Annotated in this window: 15 protein-coding genes; 12 read left to right on the top strand and 3 right to left on the bottom strand. The window is 61.5% G+C overall.

From position 1 onward, the window contains the following. Window positions 1-46: 46 nt before the first annotated feature. From LVE68_RS02010 to LVE68_RS01990, 5 genes are all read left to right on the top strand, one after another. Window positions 47-220, top strand: a complete 174-nt coding sequence (locus LVE68_RS02010) for a hypothetical protein (protein WP_232942689.1) — start codon at window positions 47-49, stop codon at window positions 218-220. A 159-nt stretch (window positions 221-379) separates the two neighbouring features. Next, window positions 380-1,687, top strand: a complete 1,308-nt coding sequence (locus tag LVE68_RS02005; RefSeq protein ID WP_232942687.1) for a serine hydrolase domain-containing protein — start codon at window positions 380-382, stop codon at window positions 1,685-1,687. A 290-nt stretch (window positions 1,688-1,977) separates the two neighbouring features. Beyond that, a complete protein-coding gene (locus LVE68_RS02000; protein WP_232942685.1) occupies window positions 1,978-3,291 on the top strand; it encodes a sulfite oxidase in 1,314 nt (437 codons plus the stop codon). Between the two features lie 38 nt (window positions 3,292-3,329). Further along, window positions 3,330-3,644, top strand: coding sequence for a hypothetical protein (locus LVE68_RS01995; protein ID WP_232942683.1), 315 nt, complete (start codon window positions 3,330-3,332; stop codon window positions 3,642-3,644). 101 nt (window positions 3,645-3,745) lie between these two features. Beyond that, window positions 3,746-4,312, top strand: a complete 567-nt coding sequence (locus tag LVE68_RS01990) for a cytochrome b (RefSeq protein WP_232942681.1) — start codon at window positions 3,746-3,748, stop codon at window positions 4,310-4,312. A 1-nt stretch (window position 4,313) separates the two neighbouring features. Here LVE68_RS01990 and LVE68_RS01985 read toward each other — a convergent pair whose 3' ends face one another. Together LVE68_RS01985 and LVE68_RS01980 are read right to left on the bottom strand one after the other, a co-directional pair. Next, entirely contained in the window at window positions 4,314-4,949 is a 636-nt protein-coding gene (locus tag LVE68_RS01985) for an ABC-type transport auxiliary lipoprotein family protein (protein WP_232942679.1), read from the bottom strand. After that, on the bottom strand, window positions 4,946-5,899 hold the full coding sequence (locus LVE68_RS01980; RefSeq protein ID WP_232942677.1) for an MlaD family protein: 954 nt from the start codon (window positions 5,897-5,899) through the stop codon (window positions 4,946-4,948). Before LVE68_RS01980 ends, LVE68_RS01985 begins: the two co-directional genes overlap by 4 nt. 169 nt (window positions 5,900-6,068) lie before the next feature. Between LVE68_RS01980 and LVE68_RS01975 the strand changes: the two genes are divergently transcribed. Next, window positions 6,069-7,553 (top strand): bifunctional 2-methylcitrate dehydratase/aconitate hydratase, encoded by a 1,485-nt coding sequence (locus LVE68_RS01975; protein ID WP_232942675.1) that lies wholly within the window; start codon window positions 6,069-6,071, stop codon window positions 7,551-7,553. A gap of 136 nt (window positions 7,554-7,689) precedes the next feature. Here LVE68_RS01975 and LVE68_RS01970 read toward each other — a convergent pair whose 3' ends face one another. Then, entirely contained in the window at window positions 7,690-8,658 is a 969-nt protein-coding gene (locus tag LVE68_RS01970) for a porin (RefSeq protein WP_232942673.1), read from the bottom strand. A 283-nt stretch (window positions 8,659-8,941) separates the two neighbouring features. Between LVE68_RS01970 and LVE68_RS01965 the strand changes: the two genes are divergently transcribed. From LVE68_RS01965 to msbA, 6 genes are all read left to right on the top strand, one after another. Further along, window positions 8,942-11,443, top strand: coding sequence for a DNA internalization-related competence protein ComEC/Rec2 (locus LVE68_RS01965; protein WP_232942671.1), 2,502 nt, complete (start codon window positions 8,942-8,944; stop codon window positions 11,441-11,443). 254 nt (window positions 11,444-11,697) lie between these two features. Then, window positions 11,698-12,555 (top strand): hypothetical protein, encoded by an 858-nt coding sequence (locus tag LVE68_RS01960; RefSeq protein WP_232942669.1) that lies wholly within the window; start codon window positions 11,698-11,700, stop codon window positions 12,553-12,555. A 38-nt stretch (window positions 12,556-12,593) separates the two neighbouring features. Next, window positions 12,594-13,385 (top strand): hypothetical protein, encoded by a 792-nt coding sequence (locus tag LVE68_RS01955; protein WP_232942667.1) that lies wholly within the window; start codon window positions 12,594-12,596, stop codon window positions 13,383-13,385. Window positions 13,386-13,598: 213 nt separating this feature from the next. Further along, on the top strand, window positions 13,599-14,219 hold the full coding sequence (locus LVE68_RS01950) for a MotA/TolQ/ExbB proton channel family protein (RefSeq protein WP_232942665.1): 621 nt from the start codon (window positions 13,599-13,601) through the stop codon (window positions 14,217-14,219). A gap of 10 nt (window positions 14,220-14,229) precedes the next feature. Beyond that, on the top strand, window positions 14,230-14,649 hold the full coding sequence (locus LVE68_RS01945; RefSeq protein ID WP_232942663.1) for an ExbD/TolR family protein: 420 nt from the start codon (window positions 14,230-14,232) through the stop codon (window positions 14,647-14,649). Window positions 14,650-14,772: 123 nt separating this feature from the next. Continuing rightward, window positions 14,773-16,593: a lipid A export permease/ATP-binding protein MsbA gene (gene msbA / locus LVE68_RS01940; RefSeq protein ID WP_232942661.1), complete on the top strand. Its 1,821-nt coding sequence runs from the start codon at window positions 14,773-14,775 to the stop codon at window positions 16,591-16,593. Window position 16,594: the final 1 nt, after the last annotated feature.

Raw genomic sequence — 16,594 nt, 5'->3', positions numbered from 1 at the left:
GACGACAAACAACGAGGTCATCGGCTCGCCGGTGGTCGCGCGCGGCGTGATCGAATACCCGCTCAAAAAGCTGGGCCTGTGCGCCAGCATCACCAACGCCCCCTACAAGACCACCACCGAGGTCTACGCCGACAGTCCCCGCGCCACGCCCGGACAATGTAATTCCGCGCAGGCCGTCGCCGTGTGCGCGGCGATCGTGTACGTGCTGGCCCACCGGTAGGGGCGGGCACTGGGCTAAACTCCAGTAGTTTTTGCCATGGCCGCTCCCGCCAGGCCGGCCTCGTGGGGCGTACCCACCTTGCCGTTCACCCCCATGAGCACTGGGACCGGGTCAGGAATGGCGGCATTGTCGACAAAAATACTCCGGAGGAGTGAAGCCATGCCTGGAAGGAAACTGGTGTCGTCAGCTTTCGTTCTGGCAGCTGCGGTCGCCGTGGCGCAGGACAATACGCCGCTCGACGAGTTCGTCGATGGGTTCCCGCTGGAGCTCGAAAAACAGACGCGCAAAGCCGATTACAACGAACTGTTCCGGGGTGGCGATCCTTCCGCCTATTTCAACATGCGCGCGTCAGAATTCATGCCGACGGCCATACTCCCCTCGCGGCCGGGTGTGATGCCCCTTGGCAGCAAGTCGATGCCGCAAGTCGGCAAAATCAAAGCCGAAATGACATCCGAAAGCGAGCTGGAAGGACCGCTGACCCTGGACGAGTTCCTGGAGCAGTCCGATACCGCCCAGGCCTTTCTTGTGGTTCATAAGGGCAATATCGTCTACGAGAAATATCCGCGGATGAGACCCGCGGATTATCACCTCTGGATGTCTTCAGCCAAACCGACTGCCAGCCTGGTTATTGACCAACTTATCAGTGAGGGCAAAATCGATGAAGACGCGCCGATCACGAAGTACCTGACCGACTTCAAGGGCACCGACTGGGATGGTGTCACCACCGGGGATGTGCTGGATATGGCCACCGGCATGGACCTTGAGGATACGTCTGAATCCCGCTTCGACCCCGACAACATTGCCCGCCGTGTATATGAAGCCGAGTTCGGTTTTCCGAATAAAACAAGGGGCGTCGAGAAACTGCGCGACGTACTGAGAAGTACACCGAAAAAAGAAAAGCCCGGCCTGGCATTCGAGTATGCCTCGGGGCTGACGCAAATGCTGGTGTTGCTGGCCGAGGAGGTGGAAGGCGAGCGCTGGCCGCAGCTCTTCGATCGTCGTGTCTGGTCGAAGGTTGGCGCCGAGGGCGTGTTGCAAATCCACCTGACGCCGGACGGCATTGCAGCGGCGCACGGGCTGGTGTCGAGCAACCTGAGGGACTTTGCCCGCTTCGGCATGCTCTACACGCCGAGCTGGGACAAGGTTGCCGTCGAGCAGGTCGTTTCGGACGAGATCCTCAATCGTATTCGCAACGAGGTACGCACGCATGAGTTTGTCATGGCGGGGTTTGACGGCGCGGTGTTCGCCGATTACCTCGGCTCGGATGACTTTATCGCCAACAGCCGCCAGTGGGATGTAATCTGGCCCGACGGGGATATGTGGAAAGGCGGCCTGATGACCCAGGGCCTTTACGTATCGCCATCGCGGGATCTGGTGATCGTCTATTTCAATGTCAGCAATGACGACCACTCGGGCCACCGCTTTGCGCGCCCGATTGCGACCTCGGGCCTGTTCGACGATAAATAAACCCGACAGGCATCACCAGGTGCCGACTGGGTTTCACGGGGCGCAGTGGTTGGAAAAGTTACCGTTGACAAGCCAGTTGGTATCCGGGAAGCCTGGCCCGGATGCGCGTAAAGTGAGGGCTGGTCTAAGGGGCACCAGGCATCCCTTAGAGCTATTTTTCTGACAGTTGGCCAACACCATTAAAACCCTGCCACGCTAAACCATCTTCTGCGATGGTGGCGCCTTTTAGCGAATACGCCTGACTATACTTTCCGATCATTCAGGAAGGTAGGGTCTGGAGGAAGCGGGCGATGAGCGAGGAGGACAAACCCCGGAGTGTCGGGCTCCATGCGCTGTATGGTGATGATCCCGAGCGGGCGGACGAAGCGGTGTTTGGCCGTAAACCGAATCCAGACCGGCGTGGCTTTCTCAGGGGCCTGGGGCTCGGGACCATGGCGGCTGCCCTGGGGGTAAGCGCGATTCCGTTTCACCGCAATATGCCATCGGGCCTGATCCCCGCCGCACTGGCAGATGAAACCAGGCCATTCACGCTGAAAGGCAAGGATGGGCTGATCGTGTTGAACGACAGGCCGGTCAATGCCGAAACCCCAGCGCATCTGCTCGACGACGAGGTGACCCCGAAGAACCGCCACTTCATCAGGAATAACGGCACACCACCCACTGACGTGGACGCCGCCAGCTGGGAGCTGACCATTGACGGCCTTGTCGACAAGCCGCTGAAACTGACCATCGCCGACCTGAAGAAAGAGTTCGAAGTGGTTACGCAAAACCTGGCCATTGAATGTGGCGGCAACGGGCGGGCCTTTTTCAAGCCACCGGCCAAGGGGAACCAGTGGACCTATGGCGCCGTCGCCTGTTCGGCCTGGACCGGCGTGCGCCTGGCGGATGTGCTCAAGGCGGCGGGCATTAAACCCGGTGCAGTCTATACGGCACATTATGGCGCCGACACCCACCTGTCCGGTATCCCCGGCAAGCTGCCGCTCTCTCGTGGTGTGCCTATCAAGAAGGCCATGGGGGAGGAGAACCTGATCGCCTTTGCCATGAACGGCGAGGATATCCACCCGATGAACGGCGCCCCGCTGCGCCTGGTGATCCCGGGCTGGCCCGGCTCCTGTTCGCAAAAATGGCTGACACGCATCCAGGTGCGCGACCAGGTACACGATGGCCCCAAGATGACCGGCACCGCCTATCGCATACCCAAATATCCCGTGGCACCGGGCCAGAAAGTGGACGAAAAGGATTTCGTGATCATCGAGCGCATGCCGGTGAAGTCCCTGATCACCGCGCCTGAGACCGGCACAAAGCTCAACAATCGCGAGCTGGAAGTGCGCGGGCATGCCTGGGCCGGCGATCGCGAGGTGTCCGAGGTACACCTGTCCATCGACTTCGGCGCAACCTGGATGAAGGCAGACCTGTCTCCACCCGCAAACAAGGCTGCCTGGCAGCGCTTTCGCGCGAAGGTGAAATTCCCGGAGCAGGGGTATTACGAGGTCTGGGCCAGGGCCGTCGACAGCGATGGCGTCAGCCAGCCCTTCGGCATTGCCTGGAACCCCAAAGGTTACCTTAACAACTCCTATCACCGCGTGGCGGTTACGGTGGTTTAACGGTGGCCCGGAAAAAGCGAATGGACAGGCGAGGCCGAATGGCGCGCAGCTGCGCTGGACTGCTCCTGGCGCTCGCGGTGGGGCTGCCCGGCACAACCCTGGCCCAGGACACCGCCCCCGCTGCGCAGGAGTTCGGCGGTCTCCCGCCCGGTGAAGGCCGGGAGGAAGTGTACGGGCTCTGTTCCGCCTGCCATTCGCTGATGATCGTCAAGCAACAGCGGCTCAGCAAGGCGGCCTGGCAGGACACCCTGAAATGGATGACCGAAACCCAGGGTATGCCGCAACTCCCCCCGGAAACACTCGAGCGCATCACGAATTACCTGGCAGAGCACTACGGTACCGATGGTGATTGACCGCGCCAGCATTCTATTCCCGCACCTCTTTCGCTGTCATCTCCGCCGTCATCCGTTATAGGAAATGAAGCATGCGTGGACAGCCCTGACCGACGTGATCGATGACCGTGCTTAAAAACACCCCACAGCGTTACGGCACCGTCGCCATCGCACTCCACTGGCTGATGGCCGTGTTGCTCATTGGCCTGGTCGTCCTCGGCCTGTATATGAGCGGCCTGCCGGATGTCGGGTTCGACAAGAGGAAAATCGGGCTGGTCCTGTTGCATAAGGAATATGGCATGGTGGCGCTCGGACTGGCTGCGGTGCGGCTGGCATGGCGCCTCGGCAATGTGCTGCCGGCGCTGGCCACGCAGTTCCCGGACTGGCAGAAGGTGGCGGCGCGGTTTGTTCACCTCTGCTTCTACGCCTTGATGTTCGCGCTGCCGGTGACCGGCTGGTTGATGTCTTCCGCCGCGGCCATTCCGGTATACGCCTTCGGCGTCCGGCTGCCGGACCTGATTGCCCAGAATGAGTACCGGTTCCAGGTACTGATCGAGGTTCACAAATGGCTGGGCTATGCATTGATCGGCTTTATCGTGATCCATGCGGGCGCGGCGTTGAGGCACCATTTCCTTTCCCGCGACAACACCCTGAAAAAGATGCTGCCCGGGGCGGGCAACCAGGCCTGACTCAGGGCATCTCCCCGATTACAAACCAGGCGACCTGTCGCAGGCTTTTTGCGGTGGCCTCGTTGGCGGCCACGATGCCGGCGTAGGGGGTCTGCTGCAGCAGGGGTTCGCGCAGTGAGATGGCCCGCTCGGCGATAACCCGGTTTGAGTCGCCATCCACCAGCTGCAGCCGCAGGGACAGCTGCAGGGTGGCCGGCTCGGAAGTGAAGTCCTGCGTCAGCTCCAGGATCTCGGTCCGCAGCGCATAGTGGTAGGGGCCGAAGTAGGGCGGGCTGAGTACGGCATGGAAGTAGTGGGTGTTTTCCAGCGTTCGGGCCAGCAGGGGCTGCAGCATCTGCGCTGGTGTCGCGCCCCATTCGTGCCGGCTGAAGTACTCAACCTGGTGTGGCCGGAGGCGGTAGGCCATCCGTACGGTGTCGTAGACGGGGTTGATGGCCGGCGGCAGCACCATCAATGTGGCGGCATGGGGTTCCCGCCGGGGGAGTTCGGTCGGCAGCTGGTCGATCACGCCCACCTGGATATCGTCCTCTACCGGGGAGAATAGCGAACAGCCGGCAAGTACTGCCATGGACAGTGCCGCCAGCAGGATGCCGGCCCGGGCGCAGGCCCAGTGGCGCACGCAGCGGATTGCGTTCATTCGCTTTCGCCCGGGCCAAGCGGTGGCTGGGCGCTGCCGCGCAGCAGGATTGACGGGTCGCGATTGATCTTGACCGTCAGGCGCTCCATCGAATTGGTCAGCCTGCCCAGGGCGGTCATGGTCCGGTACGCCTCGGGCAGCACCTGCTGCTGGAGTGCGTTGACCGAGTCATTGCCCGAGTCCAGCAGCGGTCCCAGCCTGCCGCTGGCGGCCTCGGTGTTGGTGATAATGGTGCTGAGTCTCTCCTGGTGCCCGGCCAGCATACGGCTCACCTGCTGCAGGGCCTGGACCGTGTCGGTGCTGGAATCCAGCAGAGGCCCGAGCCGGCGGCTGGCCCGTTCGGTGTTGGCGATGAGCGAGCCGAGCTTTTCCTGGTTTTCCGCCAGCATATGGCTGACCTGCTGCAGGTCGTGCGCGGCGGAGCGGAGCGAGGCAATGGTTTTCTCGTCCAGCAGGGTATGGAGCAGGTCGGTCAGCTGCTGTACGTTCTGGTTGACCTGGCTGATGGCGGTATCCAGGCTCACAAACCGGGATGGCGCGGTGGGTATCTCCGGGTAGCGGTCGCCGGGGGCGGCGGTAAGTGGCCCCTGGCCTGTTCCGGTATTTTCCAGCAGGACGTACACGTAGCCGGTGAATCCCCGCGTAGCGAGTCCGCGGGCAGTGATAGTGGCGACGGTCGCCCGGGAAATGGGGGCGTCATTCTCCGCCTCAAACAGGATGCGAACAGAGTGGGGGCCGGTCAGCTCGACCTGTGTGACCCTCCCCACATCCACCCCGTGGAATTCCACCGGTGCACCGGTGATCAGCCCGGACACGGAATCCTCGGTGACAATCTGGTAGGTCGTAAACCGGCCCGCTGCCAGGTAGTACCAGACAGCCCAGGCCACAAGGCCCAGCAGCACCACCATCGCGAATGCCAGCCTTGCCCGGTTCGCTATGCTGATTGTCATCGGGCTTCCTCCGCTGCTGGGGGATTGGCCGGGGTCGTGGCCACACCAAGTCTAGATCAAACCGCGACAAGCTAAATGGATATGCCGACAACTGCGCAGATCGGCGAAGCTGCAGGGCGCATGCAAAGACACAAGTAGTCCAACCAATAGACGCTGGAGGGAGCCGGAAATGGCCAGCAATGTGGAGCAGAATATTCGTCCGGAGTATGACCAGGTAATCCAGGATATCGCTGACTATGTGCTGGATTACGAAATCGAGTCGGAAGAAGCCTGGGATACGGCGCGCTATTGCCTGATGGACTCGATTGGCTGTGGGCTCTTGGCGCTGGGCTTTCCCGAGTGCACCAAGCTGCTGGGGCCGGTCGTCGACGGTACCCGGGTGCCGCATGGGGCGCGGGTTCCCGGAACACGACTCAGCCTGGACCCGGTCAAGGCGGCCTGGGATATCGGCTGTATTGTCCGCTGGCTGGATTACAACGATACCTGGCTGGCGGCGGAGTGGGGCCACCCGTCGGATAACCTGGGGGCGATCCTGGCGGTAGCTGACCACCTGTCCCGGCAGAATGTGGCTCAGGGAAGGGAGCCGTTCAGGGTGCGCGATGTGCTGGATGCAATGATCCGCGCCCATGAGATCCAGGGTGTGCTGGCACTGGAAAACAGTTTCAACCGCGTGGGGCTGGACCATGTACTGCTGGTGCGGGTGGCTTCCACGGCAGTGGCCGCGCGCTTGATGGGCGGTGATCGCGAGCAGGTGATGGCGGCGGTGTCGCAGGCCTGGGTGGATGGCAGTGCGCTGCGTACCTATCGCCACGCCCCCAATGCCGGCTCGCGCAAGTCCTGGGCTGCCGGTGATGCCAGCAGTCGCGGCGTGCAGCTGGCCGATATCTGCATGCGCGGCGAGATGGGGATCCCGGGGGCGCTGACCGCGAAGCAGTGGGGCTTCTACGATGTGTCATTCAGCAAGACCAATGCGGACCAGAAGGTAAAGGCGGAGGGGGAGCGGCAATTCAGGTTCCCGCGGGACTATGGCAGCTATGTGATGGAAAACATCCTGTTCAAGATCTCGTTTCCCGCCGAGTTCCACAGCCAGACCGCCTGCGAGGCGGCCGTGACCCTGCACCCCCAGGTCGGGGGGCGACTCGATGAAGTCGACCGGGTTGTTATCACCACCCACGAGTCCGCCATCCGTATTATTTCCAAGGAAGGACCGCTGGCGAACCCGGCGGACCGAGACCATTGCCTGCAATATATGACAGCGGTACCACTGATATTCGGGGAGTTGCGGGCCGAGCACTATGAAGATGGTTTCCATAACGCACACCCGGAGATAGACCGGCTTCGGGAGAAAATGGAGGTTATCGAGGAACCGCGCTACTCAGCCGACTACCTGGATCCGGACAAGCGGTCCATTGCCAATGCGGTGCAGGTTTTTTTCAGGGATGGGAGTTCAACGGATAAAATCGAAGTGGAGTACCCGGTGGGGCATCGCCGCCGCAGGGAAGAGGGGATTCCCCTGCTTGAACAAAAATTCCGGGACAGCCTGGCGACGCGATTTCCCGCCAGGCGCTGCGGCGAAATTTTCGCGCTCTGCAGTGATCGGCAAACCCTGGGGCAGCTGCCGGTACATGAATTTATGGATTTGTTCGTGATCTGATGCCGGCAGGCGTATGCAGGGGTTTCCGTATCCACTTGATGGCCTGTGGGGTGGCCGTAGGGGCGAACCTTGTGTTCGCCCAAAATAAAAGAGGCGGCCCAGCGGCCGCCTCTTTTGTGTCTACCGAAGCCTGATATCAGAACTTCAGTTCAGTACCCACACCGAAGTAGCTGCGCTCGTAGTCGTTGGCTGCGGTCTCGTCGGTGACGAAGGCGAAGACCTTGGCAGCGCTGGACATCTTGTAGTCCAGGCCCACGCTGTAGGTTTCCGCATCTTCCACAACGATGTCGGACTGGCCGTACTGGGCCTTCATGGTCCAGGCGTTAATCTTGTAGGCGGCGGAGGTCATCCAGCCGTCCTGGGTGCTGCCGTCGGGCTTTTCCTGCTCTTCGAACAGGGCGCCCACCTGCACCGGGCCAATGTTGTACTGGCTCACCAGGCGCTGCACGTTCCAGTCGTTGGCTTCCACGTCCTGGTCGAAGGCGTAGGCCACGTAGATGCCGTTATTGTCGTAGGCGAAAGACACGGAAGTGCCGTTATCGCGGGTGATCACGTTGCCGTTCTCGTCCAGCAGCGGTGCGCCTTCGCCGTCGGTCAGCTCCTCGTCACCGTGGCTGATGTAGGCCGCGGTAGCCTTGAAACCACCGAAGGAAGGGGTGGAGTACTGGAGGTTGTTGGCCTCGCGGTTGTCGCTCTTGGTGATGACACTCTTGATGTCACCTTCCAGGTCACCGAACAGGTCGACTTTCTTCTGCGCCTTCTTCAGCGGGGTATCGAACTTGCCGCCGATCACCTGGCCGAAACCGCCCTCGAGGCCGGCGTAGATGTTGCGCTGCTTGAAAATCTCTTCAGCCTCGCCGTCGACATCGGTCTCGTATTCCATCTTGTAGATGCCGGTCAGACCATTGTCGAAAGGCAGCTCGCCCTTGACACCCAGGCGGGAGGCGTTGCTCTTCAGGCCGGTGGTGGAGCCATCGCCCTCATCCGCGGACTGGAAAGTGACATTGGCCTTGCCGTAGAGTGTCAGGGCTTCTGATTCTGCCTGGGCATTCGCCAGGGCAGGGGCCACAGCGATCATAGCCAGGGAAATAGCGGTCTTTTTCATCGGTGGTCTCGCACAGTTTTCATTGGAATCCGGGTAGGCCGTTTATTTGTCCGAATGCCGGCCATCCCTCGAGTTGCTGCGCATTCTGCGGGCGCAATATTACAAAAAAGTTAAAGAAGTCATTTTTTTTAATGAAATGTGACTGATTGGTGCCGTCAGTGACACTAATGACAGGTGTCCGGGCTGGGTTTGCCTGATTTTTGGCCAGCCCTGGTCCTGCCGGTGCAGCCCGGCCAGGGGAGAGCCGAGCCTCGGTCACAGGAGCGTCGCAAAAGGATTTGCCATGCTGGGGAGATTGGCCGGCGGCGGCCGGCCGTGCGGGGGATTCAAGGCCCCCACGATATTAATGTTGTGGTGCTATGCCTGCGGCATTGCAGGCACCGGGTACCTGCCACAGCTTCCGGGCTGGTGGGTATGGCTGGGGGCGTGGCTTGGAGTATGGGGGCTGGCGACACTGCTGTGCCTGGCCCGCCCTGGCCTGCGACAGCTCCTGCCGCTGCTGCTGGCGGCCTGCCTGGGGTCGGGCTGGGCATTGTGGTCAAACCAGCAGGCCCTGCACGACCGCCTGCCACTGGAGCTCCATGGCTCCGACTTCCTGTTACCTGTTGAAATCAGTTCGCTGCCCGAACGCGCCGCTGGCCGCGATCCGGTGGATGGGCCGCAGGACGTCCGGTTCGTCGCCCGTGTACTGGGAGCCCCGGATATGGCCGGGATTACCCGCAATATGCCAGGGCAGGAGCTGCGCCTCACCTGGTATCGGGCATCGCCGGATTTCGCCGCGAGACTGAGAGCGGGAACGCGCTGGCTGCTACCCGTGCGCCTCAAGCGCCCCAGGGGAAGTGTGAATCCCCACAGTTTCGATTACGAGGGCTGGCTGCTGCGCCAGGGGATATACGCCACTGGCTACGTTCGGCCCCGGGACGCAACACCCCGCTTCCTGGGCCGGGCACCGGGGATCCAGGTAATGCGGGAGTCGCTGCGGGACCGGCTTGCGCGCCAGGACCCGCCACGGCTGGAGCTGGTGCAGGCACTGTTGCTGGGGGACCGCAGTGGCCTGCGCCACAGGGATAAGCAGTTGCTGCGTGTCACCGGAACTGCCCACCTGGTGGCGATATCCGGCCTGCACGTGGGCATGGTGGCCGGTTTCTTCGCCCTGGCGGCGGGATTGCTGTGCCGGGTAGCAGGAGGGGCGGGTTGGCAGCTGTCACCATTGGTCATGGGTGGCGCGGCAATCCTGGCTTCCCTGGCCTATACGCTGCTGGCCGGGGCCCCGCTCTCAGCACAGCGGGCCATGGTGATGACGGCAGTGTTTATGTTGGCACTGGCCTGGGGGCGGCGGACCAGTGCCGGCCTCGCCTATGCGGTAGCGCTGGCTCTGGTGCTGACGCTGCAACCGCTGGCGGCGTTCAGTCCCGGTTTCTGGCTTTCATTTGTGGCGGTAGGGGCCCTGTTGCTGGCTTTCTGCGGCAGGAGCGGGAGTCGATCCCGCGCCGGCAACGACCTGGCAGGCGGGACGGTGGTGGGAGTTACACGCCTGTGGGCGCAAAAGCTGTGGCGGGGGACTCTGGGGCTGGCCCGTGGCCAGTGGGTGGTGACACTGTTCTTGTTGGTGCCCTCGCTTCTCTTCTTTTCCGGCGTCAGTATCGCGGGCTTTGCCGTCAACCTGGTTGCGGTTCCATGGATCGGCATTGTGATCCTGCCGCTGTTGATGCTGGGCGCCTTACTGGGTGAGAGCGGGGCGGGCGCGCTGCTGATCGGGCTGGCGGGACAGCAGCTGGACCTGTTGATGGAATTTCTGGGGCTGGTGGGTTCACTGGGCGCCTGGCAACCGCTGGGTTTTGCGGGAGGCCCGGCGAGCCTGGCGCTGTGCGCGGTTTGCCTGCTGTTGCTGGCACTGCCAAACGGGATTCCCGGCCGGCATTGCGGTTGGCTGTTCGCAATACTGCTCGCCGCGCCTTTGCTCTTCCCGGAGCAGCGCGAGCCCCGGGGGTTACGGTTGACGGTATTCGATGTGGGGCAGGGCCTTGCGGTGCTGGCGGGGACGGGACAGGCGCACCTGCTTTACGACACCGGGCCCCGTTCCCGCAGCGGCTGGAACGCCGGTGCGGCAATTGTCTCGCCATACCTGCTGGGCGAGGGCATCGGGTCGCTTGATACGGTGGTGGTCAGTCACGGTGACAGCGACCACAGCGGCGGCCTGGCGGACCTGTTGGCGAGTGTGCCGGCGGGACAGGTCCGGGCGCCGGGGACGCTCGCCCCCCGGCTGGGCGAGGCAGCGGGCATGCCCGCGGCGCGCTGCCAGGCCGGTGACACCTTCCATGTAGGGGCGGCCTGGGCGGAAGTGCTCTGGCCCGGGGATCCATCGGTCAGCGGTGAGGATAACGACCACAGTTGCGTGGTCGCCCTGTACTGGCGCGACCTGCGGATCCTGCTGGCAGGGGATATCTCTGCGCGAGTCGAGTCGCGGCTGGTTGACACCTATCCATCCCTCGGGCCGTTTGACCTGCTGGTGGCTCCCCACCACGGTTCGGGCTCTTCTTCCTCCCGGCGCTTTGTCGATTGGGCCAGTCCACGGCATGTCGTATTCAGTGCTGGTTTTCGCCACCACTTCGGCCATCCTCACCCCAAAGTCGTCGCACGCTACCGCGCTTCCGGTGCGCGCGTGTACAACACTGCCGACTCCGGCGCGCTTTTTTTTTCCTGGGATGTAATTTCGCGGGAACCAAATATCACGTTCGGCCGTGTTAATGGTAAGTTCTGGCTGAACGGACCGGTTAAAAAATAGGCGGACAGGGTCGCCTGCAGGCTTCGCAGGATAGGCCTCCCTGCTTGAGTGGGACCATCGTCACACTTTTCCCGTGCAGCCTGGCAGGGAACTTTTATTGTGATGCCTGTCAAATCGGATCCGTTAATAATTGTTAATATTTGATTAAATTCCGAGCAGTGCGGTCGATCAAAAAATAAGCAGGGCGACCGATCTCGGTGTTGACCAGTCAGGACATGCTTGCGGGCATAAAACATAAAGTAGTGGTGTGTTTGATGAAGCGTTATACGAACAGGAAATTCTTGTGCGGGGCGATTGCCGCGGTGACCGCGATGTCGGCCGGTCAGGCGATGGCCGAGCCCGAGTGGAAGTATTCCCTTGGTACGGATATCAGCAGCGGTGACTACGGTGATTCGGTCGATACCGACATCATGTCCACGCCTTTTACCGTGAGCTACAAGCCCTCTGCCAGCTGGACCTTCAAAGCCTCGCTGCCTTTCGTGCAGATCGAGGGCCCGGGTGGTGTAGTGCCCGGTGGTGACGGTGGCGTGGTTGTCGGCCGCGGCAATGGCAACACTGGAAATGGCGGTGGCTTCGGCCCTGGCAATAGTGGTGGTGCCGATACTACCGATGTTGAAACCGTCAAGGAGTCGGGGCTCGGCGACCTGTGGTTGACGGGTACCTACAGCCTCGACCCGATTGCGGAACGCTGGTTCGTGGATCTGTCAGGCAAGTACAAGGTGCCGACCGCCGATGAGGAAAAGGGGCTGGGTACCGGTGAGCCGGACTACACGCTGCAGGCGGAAGTATTTACCGTGGTCGGTGACTTTACCCCCTTCGCCACTCTTGCACGAAAGATCAAGGGTGACCTGCCGGAAACAGAGATCAACGATGTCTGGTACACCTCCGTGGGTAGCGGCTATCGCCTCGGCAATAACACCAGCGTCGGGGCTTCCCTCGATTACCAGCAGGCAACCACTGAGACCAGTGATCCTTCCACAGAACTTTTCGGTTACCTGAACCAGAAACTGAGCGAACAGTGGAGCGGCATGCTCTACGGTTACAAGGGGCTGTCGGAAGGCAGTCCCGATTTTGGATTTGGCGTCCAAATCAGTTACCGCCCGGGCCAGTAAGTGCCGGCAAAAATATAGTACTCACAGGAGAACGAGCGATGAAGATCCCATATAAGAATGCAGTACTTCCCGCTGTACTGTCGGCAATGCTCGCGGGCGCAGCATGGGCCCAGGATGAGATGCCGGACAACGATGCTACTGACACTGAAGTGGTTGAGTCAGTTTCTGATGTACCTTCCGGCAGCATCGCCGGCATGTTCGGCGATTTCCTCGGCGAGGATTCCCAGAGCTACGTCGATGGCCTGCGCAGTGGCGAGCTCACATACGTTCCGCCGGAAGACGCCGAGGGTGATGTAGAGGGTGACGCCGCGGAAGATGTGGTCGAGACCGATGATGTCGAGGAAGTTGAAGGCGAAGGCACTACTGTCGGTATGGGTTACGGCAATGTGGTGATCACCCTGGCACTGGCTGAGCAGATGGCCATGGCCTCTGCCGCTGAGGCGCTCGAGGGTGAGACCGGCATGACTGCCGATGATGCCATCAATGAAATCCTGTTCATGCGTGTCGAAGAGGGTATGGGCTGGGGCCAGATTGCAAAGGCGATGGGTTTCAACCTGGGTGAGGTGATGAGCGGCATCCGTTCCAATCGCCCGGAAACCGCAGGTACTGCCAAGGCCGACAAGATGACCGGGCAGGACAAGCGGGCCGAGAAGGCCACCGCAATGGAAAAAGGCATGAAGCCGGAAACTGCGGGCCCGAAGGTGGATAAGGTCGACCGCATGGCCAAGGCGCAACGCCCGGCCAAGCTGGAGCGGCCCACCAAGCCCGAGCGTCCGGAAAAGCCGGAGCGCCCGGAAAAGCCGGCCAAGCCCGAGCGTCCGGGACGCTAACCTGATCCTGGTTGGCCCAGGCCACCAGGCGTCGAACCTGAACCGCCGGCACTGCCGGCGGTTTTTTTATGTCCGGGTAAAACGGGCCCGCTCCTGCGCCACGATGTAACCCATGTCACAGTCGGGGAAAAGACGCCGTTGGCAAGACTTAGCTGGCGCCAACAGCTGTGGTAAAGTGCTGCTCTACCTTTCGCAGTACGGGTAATAAGAAAAGTGTTAGAGATAATAAAGTCCGGCGGCTGGCTGATGCTGCCGATCCTGCTCTGTTCTGTCGCGGTTATTGCTATTTTTATCGAGCGTCTCTGGACACTCAATCCCCGCCGTATCGCGCCGCGAGGCCTGCTCGGGGAAGTCTGGAGCTGGCTCAAAAATAACCAGATTGACGGCGAAAAGCTCAAGGAACTTCGCGACTCCAGCCCGCTGGGCCGGATCTTTGCCGCCGGCCTGTCCAATTCCCGCCATGGGCGCGACGTGATGAAAGACAGCATTGAAGAGGCCGCGAGCCAGGTGATCCACGACCTGGAACGGTTTCTCGGCGCCCTGGGCACCATTGCGGCCGTGGCCCCGTTGATCGGCCTGCTCGGTACCGTGGTCGGTATGATCCAGGTGTTTACCGCGATCATGCTGGAAGGCACCGGTAATGCGGGTGTGCTGGCCGGGGGGATCAGCCAGGCGCTGATTACGACTGCCGCAGGCCTGACCGTGGCTATTCCCGCCCTGATGGCGCACCGCTATTTCCAGCGCCGGGTGGATACAATCGTAGTCACCATGGAGCAGGAAGCCGTCAAGCTGGTTGATGCGCTGCACAGTGATCGCCGCGTTGAAACGGCCTGAGGTATAGCTCATGCAGTTTCGCCGCCAAGCCAAAGAGCAGGACGGGGTCAACCTCACGCCACTGATTGACGTGGTATTCCTGCTGCTGATCTTTTTCATGGTCTCCACCACCTTTACCAAAGAGAGCCACCTCAAGCTGGATCTCCCCGAGGCAGCGGGCCCACAGGCGGAAAACCCGCCGCGCAGTATCGAGGTGCTGATTAACGCGGATGGGTCTTACTCCGTGGACGGGCGTGCCCTGGTCAATAAAAAGCTGACTACCCTGAAATCGGCCCTGTCGGAAGTTTCTGCGGGCGAGTACAATCGCCCCCTGATTATTACTGCCGATGCCACGGCGGAGCACCAGGCTGTGGTGCGCGCCATGGATGCTGCGGGGCAGCTGGGTTTTGTCCACCTGAGCATTACCACGCGGCAACCGGAAGAGAGTTAACCGACAGGGGTCTGGCGGGTCGCAAGATGCGCCTGCCGGATGCCTGAGGCCGGAGACCGCCGCGCCAGTACCCTCCGGGGGCTGATCGCCGCGATCCCCGTCCGCTGTACGATATGGCTATCTATGGATAATGCCCCAGGGCTCCCGCCAAGCGGGACAAAGACCTACCGCCGCCTGCTTTCCTACGCATTGCCACACTGGCCGATTTTCGCCCTGGCAGTCCTTGGTTTCCTGCTGTTCTCCACCATGAACGTGAGCCTGATCGCGGTGACCGAGCTGTTGCTGGATGCCGTGGGCTCCGGTATCCAGGTCGGGCAGGGGTTTCTGGCGAAATGGGTGGCCGGCTACTTCCCCGGCGGTGTCATGCCGCAGGAAGCTGCGCGCTGGATGGTGCCGCTGGCCATGCTGGCGATTATCGTCCTGCGGGCATCCGGTAACTTTATCGGTAGCTACGGCCTGGCCTATGTGGCGCGTGCAGTGATTCACCAGCTGCGCACCGACCTGTTCGTCAAGATCGGCCAGTTGCCCAGTGCCTATTTCGACCGGTACACCGGCGCCTACCTGATCTCCAAGGTTTCCTACAACGTGGAGCAGGTCACCAATTCGATTACCAAGGCGATGAAGGTCCTGATACGCGAGTCCTTCACCGCGCTGGGGCTGCTGACCTACCTGCTGCTGGTCAACTGGAAACTGACCCTGACGTTTTTCCTGTTTGCACCGCTGATCGCTTTTATCGTGCGCATCGTGGGCAAGCGCTTTCGCAAGCTGAGCCACCGCATCCAGAACAGTATGGGTGATGTTACCCATGTCACCCAGGAGGCGATCAACGGCTACCAGGTAGTGCGCATGTATGGCGGGCGGAAGTATGAGAATGCCCGTTTCGAATCGGCCAGTGACAACAACCGCCAACAGTTTATGAAGCTGGTGGTGGCCAATAACGGCAGCGTCTCGATAATCCAGATACTGGTGGGCCTGGCGACGGCTTCCATTGTATGGCTGGCACTGGCACCGGGCATGGTCGAGTCCATGACCGCCGGTGTATTCGCGTCTTACATCGGTGCGGCGGCATCGCTGGCCAAGCCGGTTCGGAGCCTGTCCGAGGTTTACGCCGACATCCAGAAGGGTATCGCCGCCGCCGAGAGCATTTTCGATGTACTTGACTCCCCCCGTGAACCCACTGGTGGCGCGGCATCACTGCCGTCACCGGTGAACGGTGCAGTCACTTTCGAGCACGTGGGCTTCCGCTATGACGAGGCCGCCCCGGCGGTGCTGAGCGATATCGATATCGAGGTGGCGGCCGGCCAGACGGTGGCACTTGTGGGGGCTTCCGGGTCGGGCAAGAGCACCCTGGTCAGCCTGCTGGCGCGCTTCTACGATCCTACCAGTGGACGCATCCTGCTGGATGGCGTCGATATTGCCGATGTCCCCCTCGAGCAGCTGCGGGGCCAGATCAGCATGGTTTCCCAGAACATCGTGCTGTTCAACGATACTGTCTATAACAACATTGCCTATGGTGAGCTGGCAGGCTCCCCGCCGGAGGCGGTGAAGCGAGCGGTTGAATTGGCCCATGCCACTGATTTTGTGGCGGAGCTTCCCGAGGGACTGGACACCCGGCTGGGGGACAACGCCCAGATGCTCTCCGGCGGCCAGCGCCAGCGCCTGGCGATTGCCCGGGCGCTGCTCAAGGATGCGCCGGTGCTGATCCTCGACGAGGCGACCTCGGCACTGGATAACGAGTCCGAGAGGAGCATCCAGGCAGCACTGGCAGAGGTAATGAAGAATCGTACCACTTTCGTGATCGCACACCGCCTGAGTACCATCGAGGGCGCGGACCGGATCCTGGTCATGGAGCAGGGGCGCATCATCGAAAGCGGTAACCACCAGGAACTGATAGAGCACGGCGGCCGCTATGCGGCGCTGTTGCAGCAGCAGACGGCGGGATAAG

The organism is Microbulbifer sp. YPW16 (genome assembly GCF_021290385.1).
GTDB classification, from domain to species: Bacteria; Pseudomonadota; Gammaproteobacteria; order Pseudomonadales; family Cellvibrionaceae; genus Microbulbifer; species Microbulbifer zhoushanensis.
This window is presented reverse-complemented; position numbering and strand designations above follow the sequence as displayed.